At 66.4% G+C, this 6923-nt stretch carries 7 protein-coding genes; 3 read left to right on the top strand and 4 right to left on the bottom strand.

All coding sequences use genetic code 11. From position 1 onward, the window contains the following. The 4 genes from VFG49_RS17410 to rpmB all read right to left on the bottom strand — a co-directional run. Nucleotides 1–236: thiol-disulfide oxidoreductase DCC family protein (locus VFG49_RS17410; protein WP_324862890.1), on the bottom strand; the 236-nt coding region annotated here is incomplete at its 3' end. Then, entirely contained in the window at nucleotides 226–768 is a 543-nt protein-coding gene (locus VFG49_RS17405; RefSeq protein ID WP_324862888.1) for a DUF4166 domain-containing protein, read from the bottom strand. The genes VFG49_RS17410 and VFG49_RS17405, both read right to left, overlap by 11 nt. Before the next feature lie 393 nt (nucleotides 769–1161). Continuing rightward, complete coding sequence (rpmG, locus tag VFG49_RS17400) at nucleotides 1162–1329, bottom strand: 50S ribosomal protein L33 (RefSeq protein WP_008211962.1); 168 nt, start codon at nucleotides 1327–1329, stop codon at nucleotides 1162–1164. A 10-nt stretch (nucleotides 1330–1339) separates the two neighbouring features. After that, nucleotides 1340–1576: a 50S ribosomal protein L28 gene (gene rpmB, locus VFG49_RS17395; protein ID WP_324862884.1), complete on the bottom strand. Its 237-nt coding sequence runs from the start codon at nucleotides 1574–1576 to the stop codon at nucleotides 1340–1342. 316 nt (nucleotides 1577–1892) lie between these two features. Here rpmB and secB point away from each other — a divergent pair, with 316 nt between their 5' ends. The 3 genes from secB to VFG49_RS17380 all read left to right on the top strand — a co-directional run bounded on the left by secB (nucleotide 1893) and on the right by VFG49_RS17380 (nucleotide 6574). Further along, nucleotides 1893–2384: a protein-export chaperone SecB gene (secB, locus tag VFG49_RS17390; RefSeq protein ID WP_324862882.1), complete on the top strand. Its 492-nt coding sequence runs from the start codon at nucleotides 1893–1895 to the stop codon at nucleotides 2382–2384. Between the two features lie 10 nt (nucleotides 2385–2394). Next, nucleotides 2395–3420, top strand: coding sequence for an NAD(P)H-dependent glycerol-3-phosphate dehydrogenase (locus VFG49_RS17385; protein WP_324862880.1), 1026 nt, complete (start codon nucleotides 2395–2397; stop codon nucleotides 3418–3420). A 127-nt stretch (nucleotides 3421–3547) separates the two neighbouring features. Further along, the gene (locus VFG49_RS17380; protein ID WP_324862878.1) at nucleotides 3548–6574 is read left to right on the top strand and encodes a DEAD/DEAH box helicase; all 3027 of its coding nucleotides are present in this window, start codon (nucleotides 3548–3550) and stop codon (nucleotides 6572–6574) included. Nucleotides 6575–6923 lie beyond the last annotated feature (349 nt).

Genomic DNA, 6923 nt, shown 5'->3' with positions numbered 1-6923 from the left:
CGGATGATCGCGTCGGTATCGCTGTGGCCCTGGCCGTGCTGCACCAGCAGGAACGATGCAGGGTCGTCGGGCGAAAGCCCGTGGTTTGTCAGCAGCGTCCGTCCGTGCGTGCCCTGCATGGCCGCCAGACGGAAGCGGCCTTCGCGGTCGTGGCGCAGAATGAAATCCACCCATCGGCTGCAAAGCACGCATACGCCGTCGAACACGATGACCGGGTGATCGATGTCAGCGGACATGATCGATCTCCAGCCAGCCGCGATAGGCGATCAGCTGGCCCACCCATGGCAGGCGTGTATCGATTTCGAAAGCATAGCGGCCGTCACGCTCGCCGCTGCGCGACAACACCTGGCCACGGAGGACGCGCGGCAAGGGCAAGCCGAGCAGGGTGATGCGGCGCAGCTGCCAGTCGATCGCTGCGCCGTCGCGTTGCAGCGCGAAGTGCAGCGACACCGGGCCCAGTCGTTCGCGCAGCATTGTCATCGCCCTTCCGGGCTGCAGGGTCGAGCGCATCTGGCCGCGTGCGAAGCGGCGTGTCCACACTTCGCGCCGGCCGTCGCGCTCGATGGTGAGCATGATGGCCTGGTCGGCACCGGGTTCGGGCAGCGTCAGGATTCGCCGAAGCAGGCGGGCCACGATATGCGTGTCGCCTTCGATCTGTGCGGTGCCGCTGGCCTTGAGCAGTTTGCCCACGCCGTGCATGCGTTGCACAGGCGGTGCGAGTTGCGGCCAGTCCGCGTCCAGCAGGGAAGGAAACAGGGCGGTCGGCATGAAGGCTTCATGCAGTGCGCCTGGGATACCCGGCAAGCCTGCGCCCGTCGTTCCGGCGCACTCCCAAAGAGGGCAAGGGCGGGAATCCAGTGACATCAGTAATTGGTTGTCGCGTGCCTTCCCGGTAGGTTTTGTGAGAGGCAACGCGACAATCGGCTGTCCCCGCTACTGGAAGACCGACTTTCGGTCGTTGTGAGGCGCCTCCGACCGTTGCCCCCTTTGGGGGGTGCGCCGGAATGACGGGGATGTGGGGTGCGGGCGTGGGCAACAAAAAACCCGCCTCGCGGCGGGTCTTTTGTGAGAGGCAACATCACTGGACCGCGGCCCTTGCCCCCTTTGGGGTGCGCCGGGGTGAGCAACGGCAGACCACGCGCTAGGTGCGTGGACCGTTGCTCACTTGATCTTGCCTTCCTTGTAGATCACGTGCTTGCGAACCACCGGATCGTACTTCTTGAACTCGAACTTTTCCGGAGTGTTCTTCTTGTTCTTCTGCGTGGTGTAGAAGTGGCCGGTGCCGGCCGAAGAGATCAGGCGGATCTTGTCTTGCTTGCTGTTAGCCATGGCTCAATCCTCAGATCTTTTCGCCGCGGGCGCGCAGGTCGGCCAGGACGGCTTCGATGCCGTTCTTGTCGATCGTGCGCAGGGCGTGGTTGGAAACGCGCAGCTTCACCCAGCGGTTTTCGCTGGCGACCCAGAAGCGGCGCTCGTGCAGGTTCGGCAACCAGCGGCGACGGGTCTTGTTGTTAGCGTGCGAGACGTTGTTACCAGTCTGCACACCCTTTCCGGTGACTTGGCAAATACGGGCCATGATGACCTCCTGTTTGGGCGCCCTGGGGGCGCGTTTGCCACCCGTTAGCCAGGGCGGCATCGGCCCAGCGGCGCAAGCGCCACGCGATGCTGGAGATGGAGCTTTTCGCGTCTGCCGTGAGTTCCGCATCGCATGGCGGAAGTGCCCGAAGGATCGGGTCGGCATGGTCGAGCCGCGTATTCTCCCCCAAAAACAGCGCTGTGCGCAAGTTTTGCCCGGTTCGGGCGCATCCTCACGTGACGGCCCGCGGGGATGTGTGGAACAATTCAGCTCTTTGCGTTTTCACGCACCGCACACTTTTACAGAGGAATACCCCATGGCAGACGTCGACGCCAACGGCCAGGCTGGCCAGCCGCAGCTGGTCCTGCAGAAGATCTATGTGAAGGACGTCTCCTTCGAGGCTCCCAACGCTCCGCAGATCTTCCAGGAAGTGGGCGAGACCGAGCAGCAGCCCCAGGTCCAGCTGAACCTCGGCCAGAAGTCGGTGGACCTCGGCAACGAGCTTTTTGAGGTGGTGCTGAGCCTCACCCTGACCTGCACGCTGGGCGACCGCACGGCCTACCTGGCCGAAGTGCACCAGGCTGGCGTGTTCGGCATCGCCGGTTTCGGCGAGGAAGACCTGGCCGGCATCCTCAACAGCTACTGCCCGAACCTGCTGTTCCCGTATGCGCGCCAGATGCTGTCCTCGCTGGTGCTCGAGGGCGGTTTCCCGCCGTTCCTGCTGCAGCCGATCAATTTCGATGCGTTGTACGCCGAGCAGCAGCGCCGCGTCCTGAGCGGCAGCGCTGTCCCGACGCTCAACAGCTAAAGCACGCGACATGGTCGATCGTCCGACCCTGGCTGTCCTGGGTGCCGGTTCGTGGGGCACGGCGCTGGCGGCATTGGCTGCCCGCAACCAGGTGCCGACGCGGCTTTGGGGGCGTGATGCCTCCGCGCTGGCCGTGATGGCCCAAATCCATCGCAACCAGCGTTACCTGCCCGACGTCGAGCTGCCGTCCGAGCTGGACTACGAAGCTGACCTCGCCGCCGCCTTGCGCGGCGCCGAAGTCGTGCTGATCGTAGTGCCCAGCCACGCCTTCGCCTCCATGCTGGAGGAGATCACCCCGTACCTGGCGCCCAACGCACGCATCGCCTGGGCCACCAAGGGTTTCGAGCCGGGCACCGGCCGCTTCCTTCACGAACTGGTGGACGAACGCTTCCCCGGTCGACCGGCCGCGGTGGTGACCGGCCCGTCGTTTGCCAAGGAAGTGGCCGCCGGCATGCCCAGCGCCGTCACCGTGCATTCGGATGACGACGCCTTCGCCCACGAGATGGCCCTGCTGCTGCACGCGCCGAATTTCCGCGCGTACTCCGGCAGCGACGTGCTGGGTGCGGAGCTGGGCGGCGCCATGAAGAACGTGCTGGCGGTGGCCACCGGCGTGGCCGACGGCATGGAGCTGGGCCTCAACGCCCGCGCCGGCCTGATCACCCGCGGCATGAACGAGATGCTGCGCCTGGGCGTGGCCCTTGGCGCCAAGCCGGAAACCCTCATGGGCCTGGCCGGCTTGGGCGACCTGGTGCTGACCTGCACCGGCGATCTCTCGCGCAACCGCCGCCTCGGCCTGGCGCTGGGTCGCGGGCAAGCCATCGACGACGCCGTGCGCGAAATCGGCCAGGTGGTGGAAAGCGTGCTCACCGCCGACGAAGTGGCGCGACTGGCCGCCAAGCACGGCCTGGACCTGCCCATCAGCAGCGGCGTGCGCGCCGTGCTCCACGGCGAAGTAACGCCGGCCGAAGGGCTCAAGTTGCTGATGAGCCGTGAGCAGAAGCCGGAGTACCCGAAAGGGCTGTTCACTCCCGCGTAAGCGTCTTCCGAACATGTTCGTCCTTATGCCTCGACGTCCGGTGCGAAAAACCGGTCGTTGAGACGCGCACGCACGCAAGACCCTTGCTAAGCTGAATCTTTTGGTCGCCCCTGCGGACTGAATGCGCATGCAGTCACCGGACGATAAACAGCACGATCGCCTGACCCCGCAACGCGACGGCAGCGGCGGTACGCCGCTGCCCGGTGTCTGGCGGAAGCTGCTGGCTCCGCCGGCCAAGGCGCCGCCGCAGGAGCGCAGCGTGCTGGGTTTCTTCCTCGAGGTGATGCCCGAGGAAGGCATGCCCTACGCCCATCTGGACGTGGCACCGGTAATCCTCACCGTGGCCGAGCAGGGCCGTTTCGTACGGCCGGCCCCGCTGGACAGCAAGCATCTCGGGCAGCATCCGCTGGAACCCCACGAGCAGCGGCTGGCCGCCACCGTGCTGGGCCTGCCGCAGACCCTGCGCAAGAGCCGCACCTATGCGCGCCTGTCCGGCCACGTCGGCGATGCGCTGCTGGTGGAAATCCTCGACACCGCGCCGTGTTTCCTCGGCGGCCTCGCCGGCCTGCGCCTGTCGCGCGGCAAGGCACACCAGCTCAACTGGCAGTGGCATCTGGAAAACGATGGCAGCCAGCGCCTGTTGCCATGCATGCCGAACAATCACCGCGTGCTGCGCATCGACGCCCTGTGGTACCTGGACGCCGAACGCGCGGAGATGGGACACCTGGATGCACCACTGGAAGAAACCCAGTGGCTGGACCTGCCGCCGCTGAAGCACGAGTACAGCCACGTCCTGCGTAGCGCGCTGCCGCAGAGCCGCCTGTCGCATCGCCTGCCACTGCCGCAGGTGCTGGGCGAAATGCGCCGCGCCGAACTGGCGCCCAAGCCGGTGCTCACCTTGCATGCCCTCACGCGCCACGCACGCCTCGCGGCAGGCACGCCGCCGCTGGCCTATGCGCGCCTTGCGTTCGACTATGCCGGCGAACGTCTGCCCGGACGCGGTGGCGAGCCGCTGGTGCGGCGCGTGCGCAACGGCCAGCTGATGGAAATCACGCGCCGCCGCGCCGAAGAACTCTCGGCGATGGAGCAGCTGGAACGCGCCGGCCTCACCCCGGGCGTGGATACCGAAGGGCTGCCCTGGGATCTTGCCGACACGCTGCCCGAGGACGCCTGGCTGTTCCCGGGCAAGGGCTACGCGGGCGCGCTGGAAGTGAACACCCCGGCGCGCTGGCTGGCGTTGCGGCCGAAGCTGGAGGCCGAGGGCTTCGTGCTCGACTACGCGCCCAGCTTCCCGTTCGAGGTGCTGGAAGGCCCGGTGCGCTGGTACGGCAACGCGGTGGAAGACACCGACGACCACGCCTTCGACCTGGAAATCGGCATCGAGGTGGAAGGCAAGCGCCACAACCTGCTGCCCGCCGTGGCGCAGGCGCTGGCCGAGCACACGCTCAACCTCAGCCCCGCGCCGAACGAGCCGGAAGATGCCGTGTGGTATGCGCCGGTGGACGAGCGCCGCCGCGTGCCCGTGCGCCTGAAGGAACTGCGCGGCCTGCTGGCGCCGCTGGCCGAATATCTGGAACGCCCGCGCAACAAGCTGCACCTGCCGCGCGTGCAGGCCGGCCGCCTGGACGAACTGGTCGAAGCGTTGCCCAGCGGTGGTGAACTGGTTGCGCCCGACGCGCTGCGCGGTTTCACCGCGCGCCTGCGCGACGCCGCCGAGCGCGCCAGCGATGCCGTACCCGATGGACTCACCGTCGAACTGCGTCCCTACCAACGCGAAGGCCTGCGCTGGTTGAACGCGCTGGCCGAAGCCGGCGTCGGCGGCGTATTGGCCGACGACATGGGCCTGGGCAAGACGCTGCAGCTGATCACGCACCTGCTGGCGCTGAAGGAGCGCGGCGCGCTCGGCCAGCCCGCGCTGGTCGTGGTGCCGACCAGCCTCATTCCCAACTGGCAGGCAGAGATCGCGCGCTTTGCGCCCTCGCTGCGCGTGCTCGCGCTGCATGGCCCGCAACGCGGCGGCGATTTCTCGCAGCTGGGCGCGCAGGACATCGTGCTGACCAGCTATGCGCTGCTGCCGCGCGACGTAGTCACGCTGCGCAAGCAGCCATTCGCCTTGATCGTGCTCGACGAAGCACAGCAGGTGAAGAACCCGCGCACGCAGGCGCGCCGCGCCGTGCTTAGCCTGCGCGCGCCGCGCTGCATCTGCCTCACCGGCACGCCGCTGGAAAACCACCTGGGCGAACTGTGGTCGCAGGTCGATCTTTCCGTGCCCGGATTGCTGGGCGATGAAGGCGCGTTCCGTCGCCATTACCGCATTCCCATCGAACGTCATCGCGACAACGAGTGCCAGGATCGCCTCAACCGCCGGCTTGCGCCGTTCATCCTGCGCCGCACGAAGTCGCAGGTGGCCAGCGAGCTGCCGCCCAAGACCGAGATCACCCGTCGCGTGGTGCTGGAAGGTCGCCAGCGCGAACTGTACGAAAGCCTGCGCCTGTCGCTGGCCGAGGAACTGCGCGAGGTGATCGCGCAGCGCGGCATTTCGCACAGCGGCATCGTGGTGCTCGATGCGCTGCTCAAACTACGCCAGGTGTGCTGCGATCCGCGCCTGGTGAAGCTGGAAGCGGCACGTGGCGTGCGCGATTCGGCCAAGTTCGAATTGCTGATGGACATGCTGCCCGCGCTGCTCGCCGAAGGCCGCAAGGTGCTGTTGTTCTCGCAATTCACCGAAATGCTCAAGCTCATTTCGCACGAGCTCGATCGCCGTCGCATCCGCTACGTGACGCTCACCGGCGAAACGCGCGATCGCGCCGAACCGGTGCGCCAGTTCCAGGAAGGCGAAGTGCCGCTGTTCTTGCTGTCGCTCAAGGCTGGCGGCGTGGGCCTCAACCTCACCGCGGCCGACACCGTCATCCACTACGACCCGTGGTGGAATCCGGCGGCGGAAGCGCAGGCCTCCGATCGCGCGCATCGCATCGGCCAGGACAAGCCGGTGTTCGTGTTCCGCCTCATCACCGTCGGCACGGTGGAGGAGCGCATTGAGGAACTGAAGGCACGCAAGGCGGAACTTGCCGAAGCCGTGCTCGAAGGCGGCGGCACGCGTGAGCGGCTGAGCTTCGACCAGGAAGATCTGGACGAGTTGCTGGCGCCGGCGTGAGGCGCTGACCGCTCTTGTAGGGGCGCACCCAGTGCGCGATCCAGGATTCTGCGTTCGCCAAGATTTCGTTCGAGAAGAGGTCACTTTCTCGGCGGCATGGAGTCCAGGTCCGTAAGGATCGGGGCGTTGCGGTTCGTTGCTGTCGCGCACAGGGTGCGCTCCACAAATGGCGACGATGGCGACCCCATCTTTGGAGGCGGCATCTCAACGTTCCGTTGTAGGAGCGCACCCAGTGCGCGATTCGATAAACCTCAGTTGCAGCCTTTTCTCTGCGCGGATTCTTCGGTGTAAAGAATCAGGCGTTATCGTTTGTTGCGATCGCGCACTGGGTGCGCTCCTACAAAAGAAG

Origin of the sequence: Dyella sp., assembly GCF_035685885.1 — a bacterium.
Taxonomy (GTDB): Bacteria; Pseudomonadota; Gammaproteobacteria; order Xanthomonadales; family Rhodanobacteraceae; genus Dyella.
This window is presented reverse-complemented; position numbering and strand designations above follow the sequence as displayed.